Source organism: Shimia sp. W99 (assembly GCF_053851455.3).
In genome coordinates, this window is sequence record NZ_JBSQBU020000001.1 from 3327865 (window position 1) to 3350957 (window position 23093).

General features: G+C 62.7%; 20 protein-coding genes. 13 read left to right on the plus strand and 7 right to left on the minus strand.

Annotation, left to right across the window (positions count from 1 at the left end):
• On the minus strand, window positions 1-321 hold the full coding sequence (locus ACS3QZ_RS16175; RefSeq protein WP_456038765.1) for a monooxygenase: 321 nt from the start codon (window positions 319-321) through the stop codon (window positions 1-3).
• Window positions 322-447: 126 nt separating this feature from the next.
• Between ACS3QZ_RS16175 and ACS3QZ_RS16180 the strand changes: the two genes are divergently transcribed.
• A complete protein-coding gene (locus ACS3QZ_RS16180) occupies window positions 448-1344 on the plus strand; it encodes a LysR family transcriptional regulator (RefSeq protein ID WP_456038766.1) in 897 nt (298 codons plus the stop codon).
• A 24-nt stretch (window positions 1345-1368) separates the two neighbouring features.
• Here ACS3QZ_RS16180 and ACS3QZ_RS16185 read toward each other — a convergent pair whose 3' ends face one another.
• A complete protein-coding gene (locus ACS3QZ_RS16185) occupies window positions 1369-2205 on the minus strand; it encodes a TauD/TfdA dioxygenase family protein (protein WP_456038767.1) in 837 nt (278 codons plus the stop codon).
• A gap of 91 nt (window positions 2206-2296) precedes the next feature.
• Here ACS3QZ_RS16185 and ACS3QZ_RS16190 point away from each other — a divergent pair, with 91 nt between their 5' ends.
• From ACS3QZ_RS16190 to ACS3QZ_RS16220, 7 genes are all read left to right on the plus strand, one after another.
• Window positions 2297-3193: a LysR family transcriptional regulator gene (locus ACS3QZ_RS16190; RefSeq protein WP_456038768.1), complete on the plus strand. Its 897-nt coding sequence runs from the start codon at window positions 2297-2299 to the stop codon at window positions 3191-3193.
• A gap of 120 nt (window positions 3194-3313) precedes the next feature.
• Window positions 3314-5056 (plus strand): heparinase II/III family protein, encoded by a 1743-nt coding sequence (locus ACS3QZ_RS16195; RefSeq protein ID WP_456038769.1) that lies wholly within the window; start codon window positions 3314-3316, stop codon window positions 5054-5056.
• 20 nt (window positions 5057-5076) lie between these two features.
• Window positions 5077-6666: a bifunctional phosphoribosylaminoimidazolecarboxamide formyltransferase/IMP cyclohydrolase gene (gene purH / locus ACS3QZ_RS16200; RefSeq protein ID WP_456038770.1), complete on the plus strand. Its 1590-nt coding sequence runs from the start codon at window positions 5077-5079 to the stop codon at window positions 6664-6666.
• Window positions 6667-6785: 119 nt separating this feature from the next.
• Window positions 6786-7256 (plus strand): signal peptidase II, encoded by a 471-nt coding sequence (gene lspA / locus ACS3QZ_RS16205; protein WP_456038771.1) that lies wholly within the window; start codon window positions 6786-6788, stop codon window positions 7254-7256.
• 52 nt (window positions 7257-7308) lie between these two features.
• Complete coding sequence (locus ACS3QZ_RS16210) at window positions 7309-7824, plus strand: DUF3035 domain-containing protein (RefSeq protein ID WP_456038772.1); 516 nt, start codon at window positions 7309-7311, stop codon at window positions 7822-7824.
• A 102-nt stretch (window positions 7825-7926) separates the two neighbouring features.
• Window positions 7927-9261, plus strand: a complete 1335-nt coding sequence (locus ACS3QZ_RS16215) for a M16 family metallopeptidase (protein ID WP_456038773.1) — start codon at window positions 7927-7929, stop codon at window positions 9259-9261.
• Window positions 9258-10556 (plus strand): M16 family metallopeptidase, encoded by a 1299-nt coding sequence (locus ACS3QZ_RS16220; protein ID WP_456038774.1) that lies wholly within the window; start codon window positions 9258-9260, stop codon window positions 10554-10556. The genes ACS3QZ_RS16215 and ACS3QZ_RS16220 overlap by 4 nt, the downstream gene beginning before the upstream one ends.
• 93 nt (window positions 10557-10649) lie before the next feature.
• Here ACS3QZ_RS16220 and ACS3QZ_RS16225 read toward each other — a convergent pair whose 3' ends face one another.
• The 3 genes from ACS3QZ_RS16225 to deoC are packed head-to-tail and all read right to left on the minus strand — an operon-like array spanning window position 10650 to window position 14269.
• The gene (locus ACS3QZ_RS16225; protein WP_456038775.1) at window positions 10650-12995 is read right to left on the minus strand and encodes an aldehyde dehydrogenase family protein; all 2346 of its coding nucleotides are present in this window, start codon (window positions 12993-12995) and stop codon (window positions 10650-10652) included.
• Complete coding sequence (locus ACS3QZ_RS16230) at window positions 12992-13270, minus strand: helix-turn-helix transcriptional regulator (protein ID WP_456038776.1); 279 nt, start codon at window positions 13268-13270, stop codon at window positions 12992-12994. Before ACS3QZ_RS16230 ends, ACS3QZ_RS16225 begins: the two co-directional genes overlap by 4 nt.
• A gap of 6 nt (window positions 13271-13276) precedes the next feature.
• A complete protein-coding gene (gene deoC / locus ACS3QZ_RS16235; RefSeq protein WP_456038777.1) occupies window positions 13277-14269 on the minus strand; it encodes a deoxyribose-phosphate aldolase in 993 nt (330 codons plus the stop codon).
• A 187-nt stretch (window positions 14270-14456) separates the two neighbouring features.
• Here deoC and ACS3QZ_RS16240 point away from each other — a divergent pair, with 187 nt between their 5' ends.
• Genes ACS3QZ_RS16240 through ACS3QZ_RS16255 form a run of 4 tightly spaced genes read left to right on the plus strand, consistent with a single transcriptional unit; the run spans window position 14457 to window position 18360 of the window.
• Window positions 14457-15419, plus strand: coding sequence for a metal ABC transporter solute-binding protein, Zn/Mn family (locus ACS3QZ_RS16240; RefSeq protein ID WP_456038778.1), 963 nt, complete (start codon window positions 14457-14459; stop codon window positions 15417-15419).
• A 2-nt stretch (window positions 15420-15421) separates the two neighbouring features.
• Window positions 15422-16228: a metal ABC transporter ATP-binding protein gene (locus tag ACS3QZ_RS16245; RefSeq protein ID WP_456038779.1), complete on the plus strand. Its 807-nt coding sequence runs from the start codon at window positions 15422-15424 to the stop codon at window positions 16226-16228.
• A gap of 3 nt (window positions 16229-16231) precedes the next feature.
• Window positions 16232-17437, plus strand: a complete 1206-nt coding sequence (locus ACS3QZ_RS16250; RefSeq protein ID WP_456038780.1) for a metal ABC transporter permease — start codon at window positions 16232-16234, stop codon at window positions 17435-17437.
• On the plus strand, window positions 17434-18360 hold the full coding sequence (locus ACS3QZ_RS16255) for a metal ABC transporter permease (RefSeq protein ID WP_456038781.1): 927 nt from the start codon (window positions 17434-17436) through the stop codon (window positions 18358-18360). Before ACS3QZ_RS16250 ends, ACS3QZ_RS16255 begins: the two co-directional genes overlap by 4 nt.
• A 60-nt stretch (window positions 18361-18420) precedes the next feature.
• Here ACS3QZ_RS16255 and ACS3QZ_RS16260 read toward each other — a convergent pair whose 3' ends face one another.
• Window positions 18421-20178, minus strand: a complete 1758-nt coding sequence (locus ACS3QZ_RS16260; protein ID WP_456038782.1) for a SulP family inorganic anion transporter — start codon at window positions 20176-20178, stop codon at window positions 18421-18423.
• A 305-nt stretch (window positions 20179-20483) separates the two neighbouring features.
• Between ACS3QZ_RS16260 and ACS3QZ_RS16265 the strand changes: the two genes are divergently transcribed.
• The gene (locus ACS3QZ_RS16265; protein ID WP_456038783.1) at window positions 20484-21188 is read left to right on the plus strand and encodes a methyltransferase; all 705 of its coding nucleotides are present in this window, start codon (window positions 20484-20486) and stop codon (window positions 21186-21188) included.
• Between the two features lie 174 nt (window positions 21189-21362).
• Here the strand turns inward: ACS3QZ_RS16265 and ACS3QZ_RS16270 are convergent, their stop codons facing one another.
• A complete protein-coding gene (locus ACS3QZ_RS16270; protein WP_456038784.1) occupies window positions 21363-23036 on the minus strand; it encodes a bifunctional protein tyrosine phosphatase family protein/NAD(P)/FAD-dependent oxidoreductase in 1674 nt (557 codons plus the stop codon).
• Window positions 23037-23093 lie beyond the last annotated feature (57 nt).

Sequence of the window (23093 nt, forward strand, 5' to 3'; positions counted from 1 at the left end):
TTACTGCGCGGCGTACAGAGGCGCGTGCGTGACGGTGCTCAGGTCTTCCATGATATCAAAAACATGGTCCGTGATCTCGATAATGCCGAAGGCGACGAGGCGCTCGAGATGCATGGCCTTGTAGGTTTCTAGCGCGGCGAGGTCGCGGAACAGGTAAGTCGATCCAAAATGCGCGGTCCCGGCTTCGTGGGTCCAGATCTTCCAGACGACACCGGGTTCCTCGGCGATGCTTTCAGCAAGTTGCATCATGCCCTTGGCGCTGTTCTCGTCCAGGGGGGCGTTGAAGTGCATGTGCAGGTCCCAGATTTTCAGTTCACTCATTGGTCTTTCCTTTCGGTGGGTTGCGTGGGTGGAGCCGCGCAGGGTTTCTGTTGCCAACCAAAATAGGGCGCTCTAGTTGTTGGAAAAACAGGCGGTATTCGATCAATCTGTAAGGAATTTCGAACAATGCGGCGGAACGAATTGAGTGATGTGGCGATCTTTGTCGCAGTGGCGCAGGAGGGTGGCTTTCGCGCGGCGGCGGACAGGCTGGGCCTTGGGGCGGGGACGGTGAGCGAGGCGGTGCAGCGGTTCGAGGACCGTCTGGGGGTGCGTCTTCTGGAGCGCACCACGCGGGCGATTGCGCTGACCACGGCGGGAGAGACGCTTTATCGGCGCAGCCTGCCCGCGATACGCGAACTTGAAAGCGCGCTGGGTGACGTGCATTCAACCGAAACGGGCCTGGCCGGGCTGTTGAGCATCACGGCGCCGATTGGGGCCAGCCGCCTGTTTCTTGACGCGCTGAATGCCGCATTTGCGAAGCGGCACCCCGGATTGGTGATCGAGGTACTTTATGACGAGGAAAAGGTGGACCTTGTGACCGGGGGGGCGGACCTGGCCATCCGGGCGGAGACGTTGCTTGACCCGGACACCTATGCCTTTGCGGTTGGCCCGGTACAGCAGATGGCGCTAGTGGCGTCGCAGGATTATCTGGATCAGGCGCCTCCGATCGAGACCCCCGAGGACGTGGCCGCGCATGCGGGTGTGTGCTTTGCCTTTGACAGGTCCGGCACGCTCGCGCCGTGGGTGTTTGCCGGGCCTGATGGGCCGTATTCGGTCATGCCGACACCGCGTGTGATCGCGAATGACGTGGGCTCGATCGCGGCCTCGGCCCGGTCGGGGCTTGGGTTGGCCTATATCTATCGGCATCTGGTCCGGGAGCATCTGCAATCCGGTGCTTTGGTCGAGGTTCTCAAAGGGCAGACCGAAGCGTTGCCGCGGTTCTCGTTGAATTATCTCAGCAAGCGGAACATGCCCGCGCGGGTGCGGGCCTATATTGATTTCGCACGCGAACAGACGTGGTAGGCAGAGTCGCCAAGAAAGGGGTATTCAGGTCGGGGGGGTGTCGACAAGGGGGACACCTTCGACCGTAACGCGGTGCATGAGGCGGCGGTAACCGTGATAATCGTTGATGGCCTTGTGCCAAGTGGCGCGGTTGTCCCACATGGTGATGTCACCCTCCCGCCAGCGGACCCGGCATTGAAATTCGGGCTGGCGGCAGTGTTCGTAGAGCATCGTCAGCAGGGCGGTGGATTCGGGTTCGGACAGTCCTTCGATGTGAGTGGTGAAGACCGGGTTCACGAACAGGCCCCGACGACCGCTCAAGGGATGGGTGATTACAACCGGGTGGCGTGCGTCCTGTGTCGCAGCGTCGGCATTCTGCAAGCGCCCGGTGGTGGCCGCTTCGCTGTCACGGGTTTCGGGGCCGAACACGTGCCGGGATGAATGCACGGCGGTCAGCCCGTCCAGAAAGTGGCGCATGGTGGGGGAGAGCGCCTCATAGGCGGCCCCCATGGAGACAAAGAGCGTATCGCCGCCAAAAGGAGGCATCTCGATTGCATGCAGGATCGAGCCCATGGCAGGGCACAGGTCATACGAATGGTCGGTGTGCCAGCCCTCGCCAACGGCGGCTTTCTGGTCCTTTTCCTTGAGAACCATGGCGATTTCCGGGTGTGTCGCGACCGGTTTGAAAAAGCGGTTCACGTTGATCGCACCAAAGCGGCGGGCAAAGGCGAGATGGTCGTCCGGTCCGACATTTTGGTCGCGCAGGACGATCACTGAATGTCGGGCAAAGGCATCGTGGATGGCGTCAAAGATTTCGGCATCGCGAATATCCGCGCCAAAGATTTCGGCGCCGAGGCCGCCGGTCAGGGGTGTGATCCGCATGGACTGTCTCTGCAAGTGGTTTGGGCGACCCTAGCAGGATGTCAAAGCGTGGAAAACATGATTAAGTTGGGTAAGAAGATCGGAAATTGTGATGGTTCATTTCTCTTTGCGCCAGCTTCTTTACTTGTCCGAGGTCGCGCGTCGGGGCGGGATCGCGCAGGCGGCACGCCAGATGAACGTGTCGACGGCGGCAGTGGCCGCGGCAATTGACAAGCTGGAGGCCATACTTGGGCTTACCCTGTTTGACCGCTTTCCGGCGCAGGGGATGCGGCTCACACGGGCGGGTGAGGAGTTTGCGGCGCAGGCCGCGGTCTTGCTGGAGCAGGCCGAGGCGCTGGATCGCCGCGCGCGGGATTTGGCCGAAGGGCGGGCCGGGGCGCTGTATGTCGGGACACATTTCGCGCTGGCCCATCGTTATGTCCTGCCTGCTGTGCTGGCTTTTCGCGCAAAGTACCCGGATGTGCGCGTACATGTGAAGGAGGGCGATTTCCCCGATCTCGTGGACGCGCTGGATACCGGTGCCGTGGACGCGCTTGTCGTGTTTGATCAGGGCTTTCACTCGCAAAAGCACGTTGTCGAGCCATTGAAGGACTTGCCACCCCTTGTGCTCGTGGCGGCGGAGCATCCTCTTGGGCATCAGGATGAGATTAGCCTCGCTGACCTGTCGCAATGTCCATATGTCGAGATCACCACGCCCGGTCCGGGGCCAAGCTACCTGCAAATGTTGCAAGCGGCAGGCGTTCATCCCGATGTGCCGTTCTCCACGCAGTCGCGCGAATTGGCGCAGGCTTACGTGGGCAAGGGGCTGGGCGTGACCTTGGTCGGGTTTCCTCCAATGCAGGACCGTACCATTGAGGGTGATCCGGTGGTGGTGCGCCCGATCCGGGAAGACATTGGCCTGTTCCGGGCGGTCATCGTACGGTCAGGTCATGTCGCGCCGTCGCCGCTGTTGGTGCAGTTTCTCGCGATGTGCCGGGCGCAGGGGTAACCGAAAGCGGAGTTTCGGAGCGGGTGCCCGGGGGGGTGCGGGAGGAATTCAAACGGTGACTTGCCCGGAGAAGGCGGCTACACTCCTACGCAAACGCCAAAGAGCGTAGAGGCAGAGCAGATGTCCGACCCCAATAGCCTTGCGGCCCGCCATACGCGGGCGATGCACCGCGTTCATGCGCGGATTTCGACGATGGCGCGCCCCGCCACCGGGTTCACATCCATGCCCGAGCCGCGCACGATCGGGCTTTATGCGCGCGGCAAACAGCTTTTGGCGGGGAATTTTCTTTTTGCAGGGCATCTGGTTACGGCGCCGGAAACGTCGATCTGGGACATTGGCGTGCCGGACGAGGTGTTTGCGCAGGAGTTGCACGGGTTTGCGTGGATGGATGACCTTGCCGCCGTGGGAGATGCGGCGGCGCGTGAGCGGGCGCAGCTGTGGTTGTGGCGCTGGATCGACCGCTTTGGGCAGGCGCGGGGGCCGGGGTGGACGCCGGACCTGACCGGGCGGCGTGTGATTCGCTGGATCAGTCATGCGCTTTTCCTGCTCAGGGCGCGGGATGCTGAGCAATCGGAGGCGTTTTATCGCTCGCTCGCACAGCAGACGATTTTCCTCAGTCGCCGTTGGCACAAGACCCTGCCGGGATTGCCCCGGTTCGAGGCCCTGACGGGGCTGATCTATGCCGGGCTGGCGCTGGAAGGCATGGAACGGCATGTGACCCCGGCCTGCAAGGCGCTGGAGCGGGAATGCCGAAGACAGGTGGATGAACAGGGCGGTATCCCGACACGCAACCCCGAGGAGCTGCTGGAAGTGTTCACGCTTTTGACCTGGGCAGCAACGGCGCTGGGTGAGGCGGGCAAGCCGGTGTCTGGCGGGCATATGCAGGCGATTGAGCGGATTGCACCGACGCTGCGCACGTTGCGCCATGCCGACGGCGGTTTGGCGCGCTTTCATGGCGGTGGGCGCGGCATGGAGGGCCGTCTGGACAGCGCGCTGGCAGAAAGCACGGTCAAGACGCGGCAGGCGGATGGGCTGGCGATGGGGTATGCGCGGCTGAGTGCGGGGCGCACCAGCGTGATTGTCGATGCGAGCCCGCCGCCGCAGGGGGACAGTTCGGTGAATGCCCATGCCTCGACTTTGGCGTTCGAACTGACCAGCGGGCGGCGCCCGTTGATCGTGAATTGCGGGTCGGGCGGCAGTTTCGGAGAGGATTGGCGCCGCGCGGGGCGGGCGACGCCGTCGCACTCCACCCTGTCGCTGGATGGGCTGTCGAGTGCGCGGCTTGGCGATGGCGCGCGCGGCTGGCGTGACGAGCAATTGGTGGATGCGCCTCGGGAGGTGCCGATCCAGATGAGCCAGGCCCCGGACGGGCTGCGGTTCGAAGGCGGGCATGACGGCTATGTGCGCACCCATGGGCTGACCCATGCGCGTACGCTGGAGCTGACCTTTGACGGGCGGGGGATGGCGGGCGAGGACTTGCTGATCGCGCTGGATGACCCGGCAAAGCGGCGGTTTGACAAGGCGATGGACGCGCACGCGCTTCAGGGCATCCCGTTTGACATCCGATTCCACCTGCATCCCGAGGCTGATGCCGAGCTGGACATGGGGGGCGCGGCGGTTTCGGTTGCGCTCAAAAGCGGCGAATTGTGGGTGTTCCGGCATGATACGAAGCTGAATCTGACGCTGGAACCCAGTGTTTTTCTGGAAAAAGGGCGATTAAAGCCCCGCGCGACAAAACAGGTCGTTCTATCTGGCGTGGCAATGGAGTATGCGACGCGCATCCGGTGGTCGGTGTCCAAGGCGCATGACTCGTCTATGGCCATTCGCGACCTGAACCGGGATGAGATGGATCTGACAACCTGACCTCTGGGACCGCACACGCTATGACCGACATGACCCCTATCCGCCGCGCATTGATTTCCGTATCCGACAAGACCGGATTGATCGACCTTGGACGCGCGCTGTCCGAGCGCGGCGTTGAACTTCTTTCGACCGGCGGCAGCGCCAAGGCGCTGCGCGATGCCGGACTGACCGTGAAGGATGTGTCCGAGGTGACGGGCTTTCCCGAGATGATGGACGGGCGCGTGAAGACGCTGCACCCCAAGGTGCATGGCGGGCTGCTGGCGCTTCGGTCGAACCCGGAACACGTGGCAGCGATGGACGCGCACGGGATTGGCCCGATCGACCTTCTGGTGGTGAACCTTTACCCGTTTGAAGCCACCGTGGCCGCCGGGGCCGATTATGACACCTGCATCGAGAACATCGACATCGGCGGCCCGGCGATGATCCGCGCCGCCGCCAAGAACCACGGCGATGTGACCGTGGTGGTGGATGTGGCCGATTACGACACGCTTTTGGGCGACATGGACCAGCATAACGGTGCAACCTGTCCAAAGTTCCGCAAGAAGCTGGCCCAGATCGCCTATGCCCGCACCGGGGCCTATGATGCCGCCGTGTCCAACTGGATGGCCGAGGCGATTGGCGTGGAAACCCCGCGCCGCCGCGCCTTTGCCGGAGAGCTGAAACAAACCCTGCGCTATGGCGAGAACAGCCATCAGCAGGCGGCGTTCTATACCGATGGGTCGCACCGTCCTGGCGTGGCCACCGCGCGTCAGCTTCAGGGCAAGGAGCTGAGCTATAACAACATCAACGACACCGACGCGGCGTTTGAGCTTGTGGCCGAGTTTGATCCTGCGAACGGTCCAGCCTGTGCAATCATCAAGCACGCCAACCCCTGTGGTGTGGCCGTGGGCGGGTCGCTGGTTGAAGCGTATCAAAAGGCGTTTGACTGTGACCGCACAAGCGCGTTTGGCGGCATCGTGGCGCTGAACCAGCCGCTGGACGTGGAGACCGCGCAGAAGATCGTGGAGATTTTCACCGAGGTGGTGATTGCACCGGGCGCGAGCGATGAGGCGATTGAAGTATTCGCCGCCAAGAAGAACCTGCGCCTGTTGCTGACCGAGGGTCTGCCGGACACGCGTGCTCCGATCACGGCCTACAAGCAGGTCGCCGGCGGGATGCTGGTTCAGGACAAGGACGTGGGTTATGTCGGGATGGAAGACCTTAAGGTTGTGACCAAGAAAGCGCCCAGTGAGCAGGAAATGGCCGACCTTCTGTTCGCGTGGAAAGTGGCGAAACACGTCAAGTCGAACGCGATTGTCTACGTCAAGGATGGGGCGACCGTGGGCGTTGGTGCCGGTCAGATGAGCCGGTTGGACAGCGCCAATGTCGCGGCCGCCAAGGCGGGCCGCATGGCGGACGAACTGGGACTGGCGGAAAGCCCGGCCAAGGGCTGTGCCGTGGCGTCGGATGCATTCTTCCCCTTTGCCGACGGGTTGCTGGAAGCCGCCGCGGCAGGCGGCAAATGCGTGATCCAGCCCGGTGGCTCGATGCGGGATGATGAAGTGATCAAGGCCGCGGACGAGGCGGGGCTGGCGATGGTGTTCACCGGCATGCGCCACTTCCGCCACTAGGGCGGGATGCAAGATCGGTCGTGCCCCGGACTGCGCCGGGGCGGGCCGCACAGTTCAAGGTGTAAGCCCCTGAAAACAAGGGGCACACCGTTTCGCAGAGAGGCAGAAAGGGGGCGCGTATGCGTTTGGTGTTCTGGGCCGGATTCTGGGCCTTTATCACCGATCAGGCGAGCAAATATGCCGTGGTGCATATGCTGAACCTGCGGGAAGTGCTGTTCATCGACGTGCTGCCGCCGCTGTTGCGGTTCACGATGGCGTGGAATGAGGGCATCAATTTCGGCCTGTTTGCCAACAGCGCGGATACCGCGCGCTGGGTGCTGATCGGTGTCGCGCTTGCCGTGTCGGCCTTTGTGCTGTTCTGGGTGCGGCGTGATCCGCCGGGCAAATGGGGCATGATCAGTGCCGGGTTGCTGATCGGGGGGGCGATCGGCAACGTGGTTGACCGGCTGCTTTACGGGGCCGTCGCCGATTTCCTGAACATGTCCTGTTGCGGGATCGACAATCCCTTTGCCTTCAACCTTGCGGATGTGTGGATTTTTGCCGGGGCCTTGGGGCTGGTGTTTTTCGGCGGGAGCAAAAGAGAGGCGTGACCTTGCCGTGACGATGCGGTAAAGCTTGGCCCGAGGTTGCAGGAGGTATGCCATGCGTTTGCGGCATGTGCTTATGATCGGTTTGGTTCTGGGTCTTGCCGCGTGCGGCAGTGACAAGGGCGTTCGCGTGCTGAGTTCCAACGGCGAAGGACCTGACGAGTTCCGTATCGTTCCCGGCAAACCCCTCACCCAGCCCAAGGATTACGCTGCCCTGCCGGCACCGACACCGGGGCAAGGCAACATCACCGACCAGGACCCGCTTGGGGACGCGGCGGTGGCGCTGGGCGGATCGGCCAAGGCGCGCAACAACACGCAAGGGATCGGCAGTTCGGACGGGGCGCTGGTCAACTATGCCTCGCGCAAGGGGCGGGATGGCAATATCCGTCAGACCGTCGGGGCCGAGGACGCGGAATTCCGGCGCAAGCGCGGCCGGTTCACCAACATCCGCATCGTGAAAGAAGATCGCTATAACGAGATCTACAAGCGCGAGCACCTCGACTATTACCCCGAGTGGTGGCGCTGGCGTAAAGCCGGGGCCAAGACGCCTGCGGCGCCGCCGGGATCCTGAGTCTAACGCAAATCGTCATCTCACATCTTCGTTTGTGCCCTTGCAGCGGGGCGCAGCGGGCGTAACTATTCCCCCGAGACATCAAAAACCGGGAGTGTGTTCATGTTGCGAAGCTTGGCTTTGGCCCTTGGGGTGGCGTTGTGCGCCGTGCCTGTCTGGGCCAATGATCTGGTCACGGATTTCACGCTGGATAACGGGATGCAGGTGGTCGTGGTCGAGGATCATCGCGCGCCTGTTGTGGTGCATATGGTTTGGTATCGCGCCGGGTCCGCAGATGAAAAGCCCGGTGTCTCGGGTGTGGCGCATTTCCTTGAACACCTGCTGTTCAAGGGCACCGATACACTTGAGCCGGGCGAATTTTCGGCCACGGTTGCGGCTCAGGGCGGGCGCGACAACGCCTTTACCAGCTATGACTATACTGCCTATTTTCAGCGGGTTGCGGCGGATCGCCTGGAACTGATGATGAAGATGGAAAGCGACCGGATGGTCAATATCCGTCTGGGTGAGGAAGAAATTCTGACCGAGCGCGACGTGATCATCGAAGAACGCAACATGCGGGTCGAGAACAGCCCCGGCGCGCTGTTTCGGGAACAGATGGGGGCGGTTCAGTATTACAACCATCGCTACGGCGTGCCGATCATAGGCTGGCGGCACGAGATGGAACAACTCGGATTGCAGGACGCGCTGGAGTACTACGGCACCTACTACGCCCCCAACAATGCCATTCTGATCGTGGCGGGGGATGTGGAGCCAGACGCGGTGAAGGCGCTGGCCGAGCAGTATTATGGCGTGATCCCCGCCAATTCTGAGCTGCCCGAACGAGCGCGCCCGCAGGAACCGCCCCAGACCACACCCCGGCGCATGGTTTATACCGATCCGCGCGTCGCGCAGCCCTATGTGACGCGCTCTTATCTGGCCCCGGAGCGCAATCCCGGCGATCAGCGACAGGCGGCGGCTTTGACGTTGCTGGGGGAGATACTGGGGGGCGGGACGACCTCGGTTCTGAACCAGAAACTGCAGTTCGAACAGAAGTTGAGCGTTTATTCCGGCGCATGGTACAGCGGCGTGTCGCTGGATCGGACCACCTTTAACCTGACCGTAGTGCCGGTGCCCGGCGTGTCCCTGCAAGAGGCGGAAGACGCAATGGACGCGGCGGTGGTCGAGTTCCTTGAGACCGGGGTGGATGCAGAGCAGCTTGAGCGGATCAAGATGCAGCTTCGGGCGGCGCAGATTTATGAACGCGACGACGTGGGCCGGTTGGCCAATCGCTATGGGCGGGCGCTGACTTCGGGGCTGACGATTGCCGATATTCAGGAATGGCCCGAGATCCTGCAATCGGTGACGGGAGAAGAGATTGTCGCCGCTGCACGGGCCGTTTTCGAGAAGAAAAACTCCGTGACCGGCTGGCTGATGACCGAGGAAGAGGTGACGCAATGATGCGCTTTGTTCTGAGTTTCGTGGCGTGTATGGCGGCGGTCCCGGCGATGGCGGAAATCGCGATCAAGGAAGTGACCTCGCCCGGCGGGATCAAGGCATGGCTTGTCGAAGAACCGTCGATCCCCTTCATGGCGCTGGAAATCCGCTTCAAGGGCGGTACGTCGCTTGATGCGCCGGGCAAGCGCGGGGCAACCAACCTGATGGTGGGATTGCTGGAAGAGGGCACCGGGGAGCTTGATGCGCAGGGGTTTGCCAAAGCAGGCGAGTCGCTGGCGGCGCAGTTCGGCTATGACAGTGGCGACGATGCGGTGGCGATTTCGGCGCGGGTGCTGAGCGAAAACCGGGACGAGGCACTTGAACTGCTGCGCCTGTCGCTGGTCGCGCCGAGCTTTCCCGAAACCGCGTTGGAGCGGGTGCGCAAACAGGTGCTGAGTGGAATCCGATCAAGCCTGAAGGACCCGGACAAGATTGCGAGCGCGCGATTCAATGCGCTGGTCTTCGGGGATCATCCTTATGGGTCAGATGAGAACGGCACGCTTGAAAGCGTTTCGGCGCTGAGCCGGGCGGACATCGTGGCGGCCCACCGAGGCGCGCTGGCCAAGGATCGCATGTACGTGTCGGCCGTGGGCGATATCACGGCCGAAGAACTGGGGCCGCTGCTGGACCGTCTTCTGGGCGACCTGCCCGAGACCGGGGCCGCGATGCCGGGGCAGGCCAGCCCGCAGATCACGGGAACGGTCGAGGTGGTGGATTTTGACACACCGCAGTCGGTCGCGATTTTCGGGCAGGCTGGCATGCATCGCGATGACCCGGATTTTTTTGCCGCCTACCTTCTGAGCACGATCCTTGGCGGGGGCGGTTTCGAGAGCCGTCTCATGACCGAGGTGCGCGAGAAACGCGGGCTGACTTACGGAATCTACTCCTATCTTGTGCCGAGAGACCTTGCCAATCTTTACCTCGGAAGCGTTGCGTCGGCCAATGACCGGATCGGGGAAACGATTGCCGTGATCCGGGAGGAATGGGCCAAGATATCGTCCGAGGGCGTGACGGCGGAAGAGCTGGACGCGGCCAAGGCATTGTTGACCGGGGCCTATCCGCTGCGGTTTGACGGGAATGGTTCGATTGCCAAGATCATGGTGGGCATGCAGGTCGATGACATGCCGATCGACTACATGGTGACGCGCAATGACAAAGTGAACGCCGTGACGCTGGAGGATGTGAACCGCGTGGCGCGCGACCTGTTGGACCCCGAAACCCTCATGTTCGTGGTGGTCGGCAAGCCCGAGGGGGTGTGAGGGGGCGCTGCCCCCGTCCCTGCGGGACTCCCCCGGAGTATTTCTGGCAAAATGAAGAGGGGGCGGTCCGCGTTGGGCCGCCCTGTTTTTTCGTTATTCGCCGTAGGGGATCCAGATATTCTTGACCTCGGTGGCGGCCTGTAGGAAGGCGCGGCCTTCGCCTGTGGGTCCAAACCAGTCGCGCTGAGTGGCGTTGTTGACCCATGTGCGTTTGAGGTTATGGGCGCTTTCGCGCTCGATGGTTTTTGCAAGGTCGGTCGAGGAGAAGGACCAGACCGCATCAACATCCATGTGGCCCGCGAGCGGCTTGGCCAGATCGCTATGGGAGCCGGTGAGGATGTTGACCACGCCTGCCGGGACATCCGAGGTTTCCAGCACCTGGTAGAAATCAGTCGCCGCCAGCGGGAAAGGCTCGGAGGCCACGAGGATGGTGCGGTTGCCCATGGCGATGGCCGGGGCCATGAGGGAGACGAGGCCAAGGAGCGGGGCGTCATCGGGGCAGAAGGCGCCGATCACGCCGACCGGTTCTTTCATTGCCAGCGCGACGCCGCGGATCGGGACGCCATGCGCCTGCCCATCATATTTGTCGGCCCATGCCGCGTAGGTGAAGAGGCGGCTGACGGCGGCGTCGACTTCTTTCGCGCCGGAACGTCCGCCGGTGAGCGTGTTGATCCGGTGCGCGAATTCGTCGGCGCGGGCCGAAAGGTTTTCGGCGATGTAGTAGAGGATCTGCGCGCGCAGGTGGCCGGTGGTGCCGGACCAGCCTTTGGCGGCCTGCGCGGCCTCGACGGCGTTGCGGACATCCTTGCGGTTGGCGATCGGGGCCTGTCCGAGGATGTTGCCGGATTTGCCATAGATGGTCTGGGAATAGCCGCCGTCGGGACGTGCCTGTTTGCCGCCGACATAAAGCTTGGCCGTTCGATCGAGGGGATCGGACGGGCCTTTGTCACCCGTGAGCGCCTCGATGGGTTTGAGGGGTTTGGGGCTGCCTTTGGGTTTGGTGTAGGCCGCGAGCCCCTCCCAGCCGCCTTCGCGGCCAAAGCCGCTTTCGCGCACGCCGCCAAAGCCGGCGGCGGCGTCAAAGAGATTGGTGGCGTTGATCCAGACCACGCCCGCGACAAGTTTCGGGGCCACATCAAGCGCGAGGTTGATGTTCTCGCTCCAGAGCGAGGCAGCGAGGCCGTAGCGGGTGTTATTGGCAAGCTGAACCGCTTCGGACGGGGTGCGGAAGGTCGTGGAGACCAGAACCGGGCCGAATATTTCCTCTTGCATGAGGCGGGCCGAAGGGGCGAGACCGGTGATCAGCGTCGGGGGATAGAAACAGCCTTCGGCCGGCAGGTCGATCCGGGCGTGGTAGGTTTCGCCCTCGGTGTTGGACGACACCATGTCGGTGATGGTCTTGAGCTGGAAGGGGTCCACGACCGCGCCCACGTCGATGCACTTGTCGAGCGGATTGCCGATGCGCAGCCCGTCCATGCGGGATTTGAGTTTCGCGTGAAAGCGGTCGGCGATGCCTTCCTGAACCAGCAGGCGCGACCCGGCGCAGCAGACCTGTCCCTGGTTGAACCAGATGGCGTCGACGAGTCCCTCGATGGCGGAGTCAATGTCGGCGTCGTCAAAGACGATGTAAGGGGATTTGCCGCCCAGTTCGAGCGTGAGCGATTTGCCGGAGCCTGCGGTGGCGGCGCGGATGGCGCGGCCCACGGAGGTGGAGCCGGTGAAGGCGATCTTGTCGATGTCGTCATGCGCGGTGATCATTTCACCCACGGCGCCGTCGCCGGTGACGATGTTCACCACCCCGGCAGGCAGCCCGGCCTGTGTGCAGATGTCGGCAAACAAGAGGGCGGTGAGCGAGGTGTACTCGGCGGGTTTCAGGACCACCGTGTTGCCCATGGCCAGCGCGGGCGCGATTTTCCAAGCGAGCATCAACAGGGGGAAGTTCCACGGGATGATTTGACCGCAGACGCCGATGGCCTGTTGGTCGGGGAGCTCGGACTCCATCAGCTGGGCCATACCTGCGTGATAGTAGAAATGACGCTGAGCGAGGGGGATGTCGATATCGCGGCTTTCGCGGATCGGTTTGCCGTTGTCGAGCGTTTCCAGAACAGCAAAGAGGCGGCTGTGTTTCTGCAGCAGGCGGGCGATGGCATAGAGGTATTTCGCGCGCCCATGACCGCCAAGTTTTTCCCATTTGGGTTGCGCCTTGCGGGCGGCGGCGACGGCGGCGTTGACCTCGTCTGCGGTGGCTTGGGACAGGTCGGCCAGCGTTTCGCCATTGGCGGGGTTGGACGACTGGAAGTCCTTGCGCGGGGTGGTCCATGCGCCGTCGATGAACTGACCAAAGGCAGCGCCCTGGTCGACGATCCAGGCAAGCGCGTCGGCGGCGGATTCGGGGGCGGGGCCGTAGTCCATGGTCTCGAAGATTTCCTTGATGGTCATGTTTTCTGCTCCGATTCACTCTTCAACCAAGCCAAGCGAAGAGTTTTTGGCAATACTTCGGCGTCGCCCAAATATAAGAAATCTAGGGAGATTCCGAAAACCAGATTCAAACTTAATGCTCCGTCTAGAGAAAGTCGGAAAGCCCCACTCTCCCAATTGTTTAGAGCCGCACGCTTGGCACCAATAGCTTCCGCATATTGCGATTGTGTCATTCCGACAAACTCTCGATGCCACTTGATACGTGCCGAGATTTCTCCAAATGGTCGCCCTTCCATGTCCGGCTATCCCATGGCGTGGCGGTAGGAGGCCGAGTAATGGCCGGTGACGTGGTGTTCCAACTGGCGTTCGATGTCGCCCAGAAGCGAGGAGGCGCCAAAGCGGAAAAGGTCGGGTTGCAGCCAGCGGTCGCCCAACTCGTCTTTCATCAGAGAGAGATAGACAAGCGCGTCCTTGGCCTTGGAGATGCCGCCAGCAGGTTTGTAGCCGACGCGATAGCCGGTGCGGTCATAGTAGTCGCGGATGGCGCGGATCATCACGAGGCTGACGGGCAGGGTGGCGTTGACGCTTTCCTTGCCGGTGGAGGTCTTGATGAAATCGGCGCCCGCCATCATGCAGACGAGGCTGGCGCGGGCGACGTTGCGGAGCGTGCCCAACTCGCCAGTGGCGAGGATGGCTTTGACATGAGCGTCGCCGCAGGCGGCGCGGAAGGCGGCCATTTCGTCATAGAGTGCCTGCCAGTTGCCCTGCAGGACATGGCGGCGGGTGATGACGATGTCGATCTCTTCGGCCCCGGCCTTGACGCTTTCCCCGATCTCGGCGACGCGCAGGTGAAAGGGCGAAAGGCCCGCCGGAAAGCCAGTGGAGACAGCTGCGACGGGGATGCCGGTGCCCGAGAGGGCGTCAACGGCGGTGGGCACCATGTCGTGATAGACGCAGACCGCGCCGGTGGTGAGGCTGGTCATGCCAAGCGCCTCAAGGATGTCGGCGCGCACTGGTTGGGCGGCCTTGGCACACAGGCGGCGGACGCGGCCCTCGGTATCGTCGCCAGAGAGCGTGGTCAGGTCGATGCAGGAGATAGCCCGGCAGAGCCACGCGGCCTGATGGTCTTTCTTGACCGAGCGGCGGCCCGGCAGGGTCTTGGCGCGGCGTTCGATGGCCGAGGTGTTGGCCTGTGCGGTGCGCACCCAGTCGAGATCCAGCGCCATGCCGGGATTGCGGGGTTCGATCGCCGTGGGCAGCTGGTGGTCAGCGTCGGTCTTGGTGGGCGTCTGCATGGGTCCGTCCTGTGCGAAAAACAGGCCCTACCGTGTCATGCGGGCGCTAACATTTCAAGCATTCGCGTGCGGTCAGCGGCGATATTTTGACCATATGGTAAAGTCTTTTTGCAAATAATTCGCAATTGCGTTGACTTTCTTGCGAATGGTTCTCATATTCATTTCAAACGCAGCCAGAGGAGTCGACATGCGATTCTCGCGACGTGGATTTATGAGTACCGGACTGGCCGGAGCGATGGCTCTGGCGGCGCCTGTCTGGGCGGGTGGCACCCTTTCCGTAGTGGCGACCACCGGCATGATCGCGGACACCGCGCGCCGGATCGGCGGTGATCTGGTCGAGGTCAAGGCGCTGATGGGGCCGGGGGTAGACCCGCATGCCTATCGTCAGACGCGCACGGATATTGTTGCGATGACCCGTGCGGATCTCGTGCTGTGGCACGGTCTGTATCTCGAAGCGCAGATGGAAGAGTTTTTCCACAAGCTCGAAAAACGCAGCAGTGTCGTGGCCGTGACCGATACGCTGCCGCGCGAAATGTTGCGTGGGCATGACGATTATGCCGACAAGTTTGACCCCCATGTGTGGATGGATCCGGGCCTTTGGATCACGGTCGCAGAGCGTATCCGCGATGCGCTGAGCGAAAAGGCCCCGGAACAGGCCGCGATATTTGCCGAGAATACTGCCACCCTGGTTAACGAACTCAAAACCCTGCGGGCCTATGCGGTCGATACACTGGCGACCGTCCCGCAAGAGGCGCGGGTTCTGCTGACGGCGCATGATGCGTTTGGTTATTTCGGGCAGGCCTACGGGTTCGAGGTCATGGGTATTCAAGGCATTTCGACCGAGTCCGAAGCCGGGTTGAACCGGATCGGGGAGCTTGTCGATATGCTGGTCGCGCGGAAAATCAGCGCGGTGTTCGTGGAAAGCTCGGTCTCGGACCGGTCGATCCGCGCACTTGCCGAAGGGGCTGCGTCAAAGGGCCATAAGGTGTTGATCGGCGGAGAGTTGTTTTCTGACGCGATGGGGCCTGACGGTACCTATGAAGGCACCTATATCGGAATGATCGATCACAACGTGACCGTGATTGCCAATGCGTTGGGCGGATCCGCGCCCGAGCGCGGCATGCACGGCAAACTGTCGGCAGGGTTTTGACCATGACACTTGAACTGGCGGCAAATCAGGGCGTTGTGCCCACCATGCCGAACATGGAAGAGAGCCCGCTGGCGATCCGGGGCATGACAGTGTCTTATGGCCAGAAGCCGGTGGTGTTCTCGGTCGATATGACGATCGAAGAAGGTTCGATGACGGCGATTATCGGCCCCAACGGCGCGGGCAAATCGACCCTTCTCAAGGCCGCTTTGGGCATCGTGAAGCCGTTGGCCGGACATGCGACGGTCTATGGCAAGCCGATGGCGGCGCAGCGTGCCCGCATTGCCTATGTGCCTCAGCGCGCAAGTGTGGACTGGGATTTCCCGACCCGAGTGATCGATGTGGTCCTGATGGGGCTTTACCGCGAGTTGGGCCTGCTGCGCAGGGTACGCGCGCATCACAGGGATACCGCGATGGCCTGTCTGGAACGCGTTGGAATGGCCGATTTTGCAGAGCGTCAGATCGGCCAGCTTTCGGGCGGCCAGCAACAGCGCGTGTTCCTTGCCCGTGCCCTGGCACAGGGCGCGGATCTCTACCTGCTGGACGAACCTTTTGCCGGGGTCGATGCGGCCACGGAAAAAGCCATTATCGCCGTGCTCAAGGGCCTGCGGGAAGAAGGCAAGACGGTGGTGGCGGTGCATCACGATCTGGCCACTGTGACCGAGTATTTCGACCGGGTGTTCATGATCAATACCCGCAAGATTGCCGAAGGCTCGGTTGCCGAAGCCTTCACACCCGAGAACCTCGACATCGCCTATGGCGGGCGGTTGGCGACCGGGCAGATCGACCAACTGGCGCTGGCCGCGAGCTGATCCATGTTGTGGGACGCGCTGACGCTGCAGCTCGGCTACAACGCCACGCTGGTGACGATTGGCGCCTGTTTTCTGGGTGTCGCCGCCGGGGTGACGGGCACATTCCTTTACCTGCGCAAACGCGCGCTTGTGAGCGACGCGATCAGCCATGCCACCCTGCCGGGGGTCGGGCTGGCCTTTATCGTCATGGTGATGCTGGGCGGGGATGGGCGCAACCTGCCTGTCCTGCTTCTGGGGTCGGCTGTCTCTGCCGGGCTGGGGCTTTTGTGCGTGAACTGGCTGACCCGGCGCACGCGGCTGGCCGAAGATGCCGCGATTGGCGCGGTCTTGTCGGTGTTCTTTGGCTTTGGCATCGTGCTTTTGACAGTCATCCAGACCATGAGCGCAGGCCGTGTCGCAGGTTTGGAAGGCTTCCTGCTCGGCTCAACCGCCGGGATGCTGTGGAATGACGCGGTGGTGATTGCCGTGGGCGGCGCGGCGACGCTGGCATTGGTGCTGATGTTGCGCCGGCCCATGGGGCTGGTGGCGTTCGACCCGGAATTTGCCGCTTCAAGCGGCGTGAACGTAGCCCGGATCGACCTTGCCATCATGGGGCTTGCGATGGCGGTGACGGTTGTGGGGCTGAAGATCGTTGGGCTGATCCTGATCGTCGCGATGCTGATCATTCCGCCGGTGACGGCGCGGTTCTGGACCGATCGGACCGATCGGGTGGTCCTGATCTCCGGCTTGTGTGGTGGGGCGGCGGCGTGGATTGGGGCGGCGCTTTCGGCCACGGCGCCCGCGCTGCCGACGGGGCCGATCATCGTGCTGGTGAGTTTTGCCATGTTTGCCGCCTCGATGTTCCTCGCGCCCAATCGCGGTGTGCTGGCGGCGGTGCTGCGCCACGGGCGGTTCCAGCGTCGGGTGCATATGCGCCAGGGGCTGCTGGCGCTGGCGCAAGGCCAGCCGATCTATGAAAAATACACGCTGCGCCTGCTGCGCAAGGCCGGGCTGGCCCAGCCGGACGGCGTGGCGACCGAAGCAGGCAAGGCGCGCGCGGCCAAGGCACTGCGCGATGAAAAGCGCTGGGAACTGGTGCGGGCGGATCAGGCGTTTGAAAGTGCGGCGGCGCTCTATGACGGGCTGCGCGAGATTGAAACCGTGCTGACCGTGGACCAGATTGCCGAAATCGACACCCGGATCGGTGGACCCAGGGGGATGACGGCATGAGTGGTGCGGAGTTTGTCCCCCTGTCGCTGACGCCCATGCTGATCGGGATTTTTGCGGCGGTGGCCTGTGCTTTGCCGGGGAACTTCCTCGTGCTGCGCAAACAGGCGCTGATTGGCGATGCGATCAGCCATGTGGTGTTGCCGGGGATCGTGGTGGCCTTTCTGGTCACGGGCGCGGTGTCGGCCTGGCCGATGATGATCGGCGCGGCGCTGGCCTCGGTCGTGGCGGTGGTGCTGATCGAAGCGGTCCGTCGGCTGGGCCGGATCGAGCCCGGCGCGGCGATGGGGCTGACCTTTACGGCGCTGTTTGCCGCCGGGGTGCTGCTTTTGGAACAATCCGACACGTCGACGGTGCATCTTGACGTGGAACACGCGCTTTTCGGCAATCTCGAAAGCCTGATCTGGCTGGACGCGGTCGGCTGGGAAAGCCTGCTTGACCCGATTGCCCTTGCCGGATTGCCCGTGGAACTGATCCGTATCGCGGTGACGTTGCTGGGGGTGAGCGCCTTTACATGGTTGTTCTGGCGGCCGCTGAAACTGTCCACCTTTGACGAGGGCTTTGCCCAGACGCTGGGCATGCGCACTGGCTGGATCGGGCTGGCGCTGGTGATTGTGGCGGCGATTGCCGCCGTGGCCGCCTTTGACGCGGTGGGCTCGATCATCGTGATCGCCATGTTCATCTGTCCGCCTGCCGCTGCGCGGTTGATGACCAATCAGCTCGAGGTGCAGATCGCGTGGAGCGTGGTCTTCGCCATCCTCTCCGCCGTGCTGGGCTATGTGTTGGCGGGCTATGGCCCGCTCTGGCTGGGCCATGACAACGCGGTCAGCGCGGCAGGCATGATCGCCACGGTCTCGGGCGTGATCCTCGCCCTCGCAGCGCTCTTTGCCCCGTGCCGCAAACGCGCCGGTGCCCCGGCGCACTGACGCCCCGTCTTCATTTTGCCAGAAATACTCAACCGCCGCAGGCGACGGGCCAAAGGCCCGTTACTGGGCCGCCAGACCAGATGCCTTGCCCCGCGTGAGCGCGGCCCAGGCGTCATATTGCGACAGGAACACCTGCCCGGTCATGTCATCAAGGAAATGACTGCGCTTGAGGCGATCCATCACCGGGCCTTTGACCTCGGACATGTGCAGCGAAATCCCCATGTCCTTGAGCCGGTGGTTGATCTCTTCAAGGCTTTCCAGCGCGCTCATGTCGATCTCGTTCACTGCCGAGCACATCAGCACGACGTGCTTGATCGGTTCGTCACAGGCGACGCGATCGTTGATGTAATCCTCAAGGAAACGCGCATTGGCGAAATAGAGGCTTTCGTCGATGCGCAGCGTGACCAGTTCGTGATGGGTTTTCACCTTGTGGCGCAGGATATTGCGGAAATGCTGCGTGCCGGGAACAAGGCCGACTTCGGCCACGTGGGGGCGCGACGTCTTGTAGAGGAACAGGCCGATCGACAGGATCACCCCGGCGGATACGCCGACCTCGACGCCAAAGCCCAGCGTCAGGAGGATGGTGGCGGCCACGGCGGAGAAGTCGACCTTGGAATAACCCCATGTTTTCTTGAGGATCGAGAAGTCCACGAGGGACAGCACGGCGACGATGATGGTGGCGGCGAGCGTGGCCTTGGGCAGGAAGAACAGGAGCGGTGTGAGCAGGAGTGCGGCGAGCGCAATGCCGATGGCGGTAAAGGCCCCGGCGGCGGGGGTTTCGGCGCCCGCGTCAAAGTTCACGACCGAGCGGGCAAAGCCGCCCGTGACCGGGTAACCGCCTGAAATCGCGGCGGCAATGTTGGAGGTGCCAAGGCCGACAAGTTCCTGATCCGGGACGATGCGCTGGCGTTTCTTGGCGGCGAGCGTTTGGGCCACCGAGACCGATTCCACAAAGCCGATGATCGAGATCAGCAGGGCGGAGACAAAGAGCGAGGACCAGATGTCTGCGGAAAAGCTGGGCAGGGACAGGGGCGGCAGGCCGGTGGGGACTTCGCCCACGATGCGGACGCCGTGGTTTTGCAACCCGAACAGCCAGACCACCAGCGTGGTTACGGCAACCGCGCCGACGGGACCGGCCTTGGCAAGGATATCGGCCAGCCGTGAGTTCATGCCGGTGCCCAGCAGAAGCGGCTTCAGCCCCTTGCGGACCCAGAACAGGAAGCCGGTGGTGACGACGCCAATCACAAGCGTGATGACATTGGTTTCGGGCAGGTGCGCATAGAGTGATTGCAGCAGCGCGGTCAGGCTGTGGCCATGGGCGTCGATGCCAAAGATGTGCTTGAGCTGACTGGTGGCGATCAGGATGCCCGAGGCGGTGATGAAGCCCGCGATCACCGGGTGTGAGAGGAAATTGGCAAGGAATCCAAGGCGGAAGAGGCCCATCACGGTGAGGATCAACCCCGAGATGAAGGCCAGCGCAATGGCGGCGGCGGCGTATTCGGCGGTGCCTTGCAGCGCGAGGTTGCCGACGGCGGCGGCCGTCATCAGCGAGACCACGGCGACCGGGCCGACGGCCAGTGCCCGCGAGGTGCCGAAGATGGCATAGGCCACCAGCGGCAGGATCGAGGCATAAAGCCCCATCTCTGCCGGAAGGCCCGCAAGCAAGGCATAAGCCAGCGATTGCGGGATCAGCATGATCGTCACGATCACGGCGGCCACCGCGTCCGAGGTCAGCGTATCCCGGTCATAGGTTTTGGCCCATTGCAGGATCGGCAAGTGGCGTTCGAGACGGGCAAGGCTCAGGCGGGGCAGGGACATGGGTGATTCCGATGCTGGCGATTCATTGCGATGTTATATATTCAAAATTAGGAATAAGTGAAGGGGTGGCGCGCGAGAGAATTGCCCCTGGCAACAGGAATCAAGCGAAGTTCTGGTTAATGCCTTGAAAAGGCGAAAAAATCGACTTCGGTTTTGCGTCGGTATCACGTCGGTATTGCGTCGGTATGGTTCCGCGGTTTTGGCAAAATCGCGGTTGTTAACGGTGCGTTCTTGAGGATTTGGCAAGACTTGCGCCGTTGACCCGCGCCAGCTTCGCGCGTTCAATCAGGTTGAAGGAGGGGGTCATGGCGACATTGCAGGACATTCGCGCCAAGAGCGGCTGGCGTGCGCTTTTCGAGGGGCAGGGGCAGCACCTGATCCAGTTGGTATTCCTGCTGGCCGGGGTGGCGTGGTTTCTGCAGGGCGAGACCGGCACGGGCCGGTTCCTGTGGATGGACAGCGTGACCTGGGCCTGGGTGTCGGTGTGGCTGGCGGTGGTGCATCAGGTCATGGTGGCGATGATCTTTCGGACGCAATTGCACCTGTCGCTGATGTCGCGGCTCTTGGCCAAGCGCGACCTGCAGGTTTGGGGCTGGATGTTCTTTCCCTTCCTGATCGCGCGGCCCGTGTCGGTGTTGATCGTGGCGATCTTGGATCGCGGATCGTTGGGGTGGCCCTTATGGGCGAGCGTGGGGCTGGGCGTCGTGCTGCTGGGGCTGGCGGGATACACGATGTATAGCGTGAAGCGCTATTTCAGCTTTGAGCGGGCGCTGGGCGGGGATCATTTCTATGAGCATTTCCGCCGGATGCCGATCGTGCGGGAGGGCGCGTTCGGCTGGTCACAGAACGCCATGTACACGTTTGGCTTCATGGGGCTGTGGGGGTTCGCGCTGGTCTGTGGATCGTGGCAGGCCTTGATCGTGGCGGCGTTCCAGCACGCCTATATCTGGGTGCATATGTACACGGTCGAGGGGCCGGATATGCGGTGGTTGTATGGGGAGAAGGGGTGAGAACCCCAGCCCGGAATCAAGGCGCACTTGCGCGCCGCCGGGCAGCGCCCGACCGCCCCACGGGCGGGCGCTTATGCAGCGTTTTGACAGATATCACGCGTGCAGAACCCGGCGCGATAAAGCGCTCTTGTCAGAGGTCGGAGGCGCCCACCCTCGGTCGGGCGTTGCCCGGCTTTAGCTCGCGCTAACCTTCTCGGGCTTGGCCATCCATTCCTTGCCGCGCAGCATTGCCTTCCAGTAGACGGGCGGCAGGATCTGTTCCTTGAGCACCCAGGCCGCGCGGGTTGGTTTGGTGCCGTCGATCAGCCATTTCGGAAAGGACGGCAGCAGCGTGCCGCCATAGCCGAACTCGGCCAGAACGATCTTGCCGCGTTCCACCGTGAGCGGGCAGGAGCCGTAGCCGTTATAGATCGCGGTGGGCGATTTGCCGTCAATGTCATCAACAAGGTTCTCGGCCACGATCGGCGCCTGAACACGGGCGGCGGCGGCGGTTTTGGCGTTGGGGGCGTTCATCACGTCCCCGAGTGACCAGATGTTGTCGTATTCCTTGTGGCGCAGCGTCGACTGGTCCACGTCGATCCAGCCCGCTTCGTCCGCGAGGGGCGAGACCCGGATAAAGTCGGGCGCGGTCTGGGGCGGGGTGACGTGCATCATGTCGAACTCGACCGTCACGGTTTCGGGATCGCTGTCGGGCTTGTTCACCGCGAAGGTCGCGGTCTTGGCCGGGCCATCCACGGCAACAAGGTTGTGGAAGAAGTTGAGATCGGCGCTGTAGCGTTCGACATAGTCCATCAGGGCCGGGACATAGTCCTTGATGCCAAAGAGCACGCCACCGGCGTTCATGAACTGAACGTCGATATCCTTGAGCACGCCCATGCGTTCCCAGTTGCTGGCCGAAAGGTACATGGCCTTTTGCGGTGCCCCGGCGCATTTGATCGGCATAGGGGGCTGGGTAAAGAGCGCGCGGCCCTTTTTCAGCCCCTTGACCAGCTCCCACGTGTAAGGCGCGAGGTCATAGCGGTAATTCGAGGTGACGCCGTTCTTGCCAAGGGTTTCGACAAGCCCGTCGACCTTGTGCCAGTCGAGCTTTAGCCCCGGACAGACGACAAGCCGGTTGTATTTCACCACGCGGCAGCCATCGAGGATGACGGCGTTGTCCTTGGGCTCAAAGGCGGCAACGGCGGATTTGAGCCAGTGCACACCCGAGGGGATCAGCGAGCCCATGGTCTTGGCCGTGGTTTCGGCGTCGAACACGCCGCCGCCGACCATGGTCCAGCCGGGCTGATAATAGTGGATGTCCGCCGGGTCGATGATGGCCACGTCCAGGCCCGGTTTGCGCGACAGAAGCGATGATGCCACGGCGATGCCTGCGGCCCCCCCGCCCACGATCACCACGTCAAAAGCCGCGTCGGCGGTGTCGGTCGGCGTTTTGCCGCCATTCACGATGCGACGGACCACACCGGCCATGTCGTAGCCTGCGGCCTTGGTCGCCGCGAGGATGTCGGCGGGCGCCATTGTTTTGGCCTGCGACAGAGACCAGAGCGTCGCCGAGCGCGTGCCGGTGCGGCAATAGGCAAAGACCGGTCCGGGCAGTTCCAGAAGCGCATTGCCGAAATCATCCGCGTCTTCGTCCTGGACCTTGCCCGCGACGATGGGCAGGTAGCGGGTTTCAAGCCCCGCGTCCCTGGCGGCGCTTTCGATCTCTTCAAAGGTGGGCTGGTCCGCGGCCTCGCCATCGGGGCGGTTGCAGATCACCGAGCGGAAACCCGCAGCGGCGATGCCCTTGAGGTCCGAGGGGGCGATCTGGGGAGAGACCGAGATTTGCGCGTTGATGGTCTTGATGTCCATGGGTGGACTCCTTGGCGAATGTCGACTTGCGGGCGTGCTGCCGTCCAGCGGGATGAG

What these genes read in the sequence shown, in the direction of transcription:
- ACS3QZ_RS16175 (WP_456038765.1), bottom strand. Translation starts at nt 321, where the DNA reads ATGAGTGAACTGAAAATCTGGGACCTGCACATGCACTTCAACGCCCCC.
- ACS3QZ_RS16180 (WP_456038766.1), top strand. Translation starts at nt 448, where the DNA reads ATGCGGCGGAACGAATTGAGTGATGTGGCGATCTTTGTCGCAGTGGCG.
- ACS3QZ_RS16185 (WP_456038767.1), bottom strand. Translation starts at nt 2,205, where the DNA reads ATGCGGATCACACCCCTGACCGGCGGCCTCGGCGCCGAAATCTTTGGC.
- ACS3QZ_RS16190 (WP_456038768.1), top strand. Translation starts at nt 2,297, where the DNA reads ATGGTTCATTTCTCTTTGCGCCAGCTTCTTTACTTGTCCGAGGTCGCG.
- ACS3QZ_RS16195 (WP_456038769.1), top strand. Translation starts at nt 3,314, where the DNA reads ATGTCCGACCCCAATAGCCTTGCGGCCCGCCATACGCGGGCGATGCAC.
- purH (WP_456038770.1), top strand. Translation starts at nt 5,077, where the DNA reads ATGACCGACATGACCCCTATCCGCCGCGCATTGATTTCCGTATCCGAC.
- lspA (WP_456038771.1), top strand. Translation starts at nt 6,786, where the DNA reads ATGCGTTTGGTGTTCTGGGCCGGATTCTGGGCCTTTATCACCGATCAG.
- ACS3QZ_RS16210 (WP_456038772.1), top strand. Translation starts at nt 7,309, where the DNA reads ATGCGTTTGCGGCATGTGCTTATGATCGGTTTGGTTCTGGGTCTTGCC.
- ACS3QZ_RS16215 (WP_456038773.1), top strand. Translation starts at nt 7,927, where the DNA reads ATGTTGCGAAGCTTGGCTTTGGCCCTTGGGGTGGCGTTGTGCGCCGTG.
- ACS3QZ_RS16220 (WP_456038774.1), top strand. Translation starts at nt 9,258, where the DNA reads ATGATGCGCTTTGTTCTGAGTTTCGTGGCGTGTATGGCGGCGGTCCCG.
- ACS3QZ_RS16225 (WP_456038775.1), bottom strand. Translation starts at nt 12,995, where the DNA reads ATGACCATCAAGGAAATCTTCGAGACCATGGACTACGGCCCCGCCCCC.
- ACS3QZ_RS16230 (WP_456038776.1), bottom strand. Translation starts at nt 13,270, where the DNA reads ATGGAAGGGCGACCATTTGGAGAAATCTCGGCACGTATCAAGTGGCAT.
- deoC (WP_456038777.1), bottom strand. Translation starts at nt 14,269, where the DNA reads ATGCAGACGCCCACCAAGACCGACGCTGACCACCAGCTGCCCACGGCG.
- ACS3QZ_RS16240 (WP_456038778.1), top strand. Translation starts at nt 14,457, where the DNA reads ATGCGATTCTCGCGACGTGGATTTATGAGTACCGGACTGGCCGGAGCG.
- ACS3QZ_RS16245 (WP_456038779.1), top strand. Translation starts at nt 15,422, where the DNA reads ATGACACTTGAACTGGCGGCAAATCAGGGCGTTGTGCCCACCATGCCG.
- ACS3QZ_RS16250 (WP_456038780.1), top strand. Translation starts at nt 16,232, where the DNA reads ATGTTGTGGGACGCGCTGACGCTGCAGCTCGGCTACAACGCCACGCTG.
- ACS3QZ_RS16255 (WP_456038781.1), top strand. Translation starts at nt 17,434, where the DNA reads ATGAGTGGTGCGGAGTTTGTCCCCCTGTCGCTGACGCCCATGCTGATC.
- ACS3QZ_RS16260 (WP_456038782.1), bottom strand. Translation starts at nt 20,178, where the DNA reads ATGTCCCTGCCCCGCCTGAGCCTTGCCCGTCTCGAACGCCACTTGCCG.
- ACS3QZ_RS16265 (WP_456038783.1), top strand. Translation starts at nt 20,484, where the DNA reads ATGGCGACATTGCAGGACATTCGCGCCAAGAGCGGCTGGCGTGCGCTT.
- ACS3QZ_RS16270 (WP_456038784.1), bottom strand. Translation starts at nt 23,036, where the DNA reads ATGGACATCAAGACCATCAACGCGCAAATCTCGGTCTCTCCCCAGATC.